Source organism: Chamaesiphon sp. (genome assembly GCF_041738855.1).
Taxonomy (GTDB): Bacteria; Cyanobacteriota; Cyanobacteriia; order Cyanobacteriales; family Chamaesiphonaceae; genus Chamaesiphon.
In genome coordinates this window covers 1-1,922 of sequence record NZ_JBGSPA010000184.1, presented here as the reverse complement: position 1 = coordinate 1,922, position 1,922 = coordinate 1, and the positions used below count along the sequence as shown (strand labels likewise).

Below are 1,922 nucleotides of genomic sequence, written 5' to 3'. Positions count from 1 at the left end.
AAAAGCCATGAAATCTCTGGACAGATGTTTGACAATGAGTATGATTTAGCCAAGGCTGTCATGGCGGGAATGGAATCTCGAAGTATAGCTGGTGAATATGCACTCGATCGTTTTATATTTAATTGCGCCTAGCTACTTAGTATTCATTTTCGGAGTTTAGAGGATGACTTAATTAACGATCTGCGTTGGCAAGATAAGCAGAAGTTGATGGTTGACAATAACTTAACTATTTTAACTCATCCAATCTCAGCACATTTAGACTCACTCGAACAAAAGCTCGAACAACGCATTGGTGAAGTTAATCGCCGCATTGCTGATGGAGAGAATGAACACTTCCAGATTAAAAAGCGTGGTAAACAAGTTCGCTGGAATCTTTTGTATCATCAAGGTGTCGATCTAATCAACTCTCCCTTCTTTGATGGCTTGAAACAGGTCGATATTGGCGAAGTGTTGTATTTTGTAGATCGGCACTGCCATTTTATCAAAGCTTTCTGTCTCGTATACGTTAGTTGCTAATCATATTCCGGTTAATGCCAAGATTATTGGAGCTAATGAGCATGAGAGCCACTTTGTATTTGATATTTTATTCAATAATACGACTGATATTCAGCCGGAGATTCATTCAACTGATACTCATGGTACGAATCAGGTTAACTTTGCTGTTTTAAATTCGTTTGGTTATCAATTTGCGCCTCGCTATAAAGATATCTATGACAAGGTGAGCAAGGCTCTATATGGATTTAAGCATCCCAGTAATTATCAGGGTGTGATTAAGCCGATTCGTAAACTTAATACTGAACTAATTGTGGAGGAATGGGAGAATATTCAACGAATTATGGTTTCACTGGCGGTGAAGGAAACTACTCAAAGCATTATTGTTGGTAAACTTAGTGCTTATGCTCGGAAGAATAAGACTAGACGTGCTTTATGGGAGTATGACAATATTCTCAAAAGTTTGTATTTTCTTGATTATATTGATTCCTTACCCTTGCGTCAAAATGTCCAACGGGCATTGAATCGAGGTGAAAGTTACCATCAATTACGTCGAGCTATCTCTTATGCTAATTTTGGTAAATTACGCTTTAAGTCTGAGTTAGAGCAACAACTTTGGAGCGAATGTGGGCGGTTGATTGCTAACTGTATTCTCTATTATAATGCCAGTATCTTATCTAATGTCCTCGCTCATCGGGAGTCTATTGGTGATGTTCAAGGAGTTGAGGTATTGAAACAGATTTCTCCTGTTGCTTGGCAGCACATCAATTTATACGGTCGCTATGAGTTTAGAAAATGCTCTGAACCGATCGATCTTGATGATATCGTCCGTCAGCTTACTCAAGTACAGTCTTACTAATTCTCTCTCAAAAACTGCTAGCTCTGGTATATAAATCTACTTATTCCCCCTTTTGGAGGGTTTATGCAAAAAACCCCAAGCTACTCCTCATCAGTCTTTGCTCAAATGCCTACGGACTTTTGTCCGTCAATCAGGCGTATTAGTGGCACATTTTGCTGCGTATTCTGTAGATATATTAACTAACATGAAGCCCCCAATCGTTGATTGAGGGCTTCATATTAGTAGCAAGATTGAGCTTGGCATCGAGCTATTTTGACAGGGGGCAACCCCCCAACTATCGTCGCCGTGCGAGCGTTTCACCTCCGAGTTCGGGAAGGGATCGGTGTGGTTCCACTCGGCCATAGACACCAAGCAGGTGTACTGGTTACAGCACACCTTGAAGACTGCATAATAATCAACTGTTAGTCATTTGTCATCGAATCATAGAGGCTTGAGGTCAAGCCCTCGGTCTGTTAGTAATGCTCGACTGCACTCATTACTGAGCTTCCATCTACATCCTATTAACGGGTGTTCTGCCCGTGACCTTACCTACTTATGTAGTGAGAGTACTCATCTTGAGGTGGGCTTCCCA

Annotated in this window: 2 rRNA genes and 1 pseudogene; 1 reads left to right on the top strand and 2 read right to left on the bottom strand. The window is 40.9% G+C overall.

The features are described from left to right. Positions 1-138 precede the first annotated feature (138 nt). A pseudogene (locus ACEW9I_RS19735) lies at positions 139-1,351 on the top strand (Tn3 family transposase); the annotation flags it as partial. Positions 1,352-1,585: 234 nt separating this feature from the next. Here the strand turns inward: ACEW9I_RS19735 and rrf are convergent. Together rrf and ACEW9I_RS19725 are read right to left on the bottom strand one after the other, a co-directional pair. Further along, a 5S ribosomal RNA gene (rrf, locus tag ACEW9I_RS19730) occupies positions 1,586-1,703 on the bottom strand. Between the two features lie 80 nt (positions 1,704-1,783). Then, positions 1,784-1,922, bottom strand: a 23S ribosomal RNA gene (locus ACEW9I_RS19725); the annotation flags it as partial.